Raw genomic sequence first — 611 nt, forward strand, 5'->3', positions numbered from 1 at the left:
CAGGGTGCCAGCGGCGTGTGGGTGCGCTCGAGCATCGTGTCGCGCGCCTTCGAATAGGCCTTCCACCTGACCTGCGCGACTTGGTCCATGTCGCTGATCTTGAGCGCCTTCAGCGGATCATCCTTGCGCGCCTCCAGCCGCTCCTTCTGCTCGGACTTGTCGATGTCGAGCCAGATCTTCACGATCCGGATGCCGCTCTCGACGAGCATCCGCTCGAAGTCGGGCGCATCGCGCAGGAACTCGGCCTGCTGGGCTTCGGTGGAAAAACCCATCACCACCTCGACGCCGGCGCGATTGTACCAGCTGCGGTTGAAGATCACGAGCTGGCCGCTTGTCGGGAGATGGTCGACGTAACGCTGGAAATACCACTGCCCGAGCTGTACGTCGGACGGCTTCGGGAGCGCCACTACGCGCGTGGCACGCGCCGTGAGATGTTCGGTGATGCGCTTGATCGTGCCGTCCTTGCCAGCGGCGTCCCGGCCCTCGAGCACGACGACCGCGCGCTCCCCGGTCTTCATCATCGACTGCTGCATCCTGAGCAGCGCGAGTTGGAGATCCCGCAGCTGCTTTTCGTATTCGTGCTTCTTCATGCGGCTGTAACATGCCAGCGG

General features: G+C 63.7%; 1 protein-coding gene. It reads right to left on the reverse strand.

Translation table 11 applies throughout. The annotated features are described in order from the left end of the window. On the reverse strand, positions 1 to 590 hold a 590-nt coding region (locus tag HZF05_RS13505; RefSeq protein WP_160364576.1), incomplete at its 3' end, for a polyphosphate kinase 2 family protein. Positions 591 to 611: the final 21 nt, after the last annotated feature.

This window comes from Sphingomonas chungangi (genome assembly GCF_013778325.1).
Lineage (GTDB): Bacteria > Pseudomonadota > Alphaproteobacteria > Sphingomonadales > Sphingomonadaceae > Solisphingomonas > Solisphingomonas chungangi.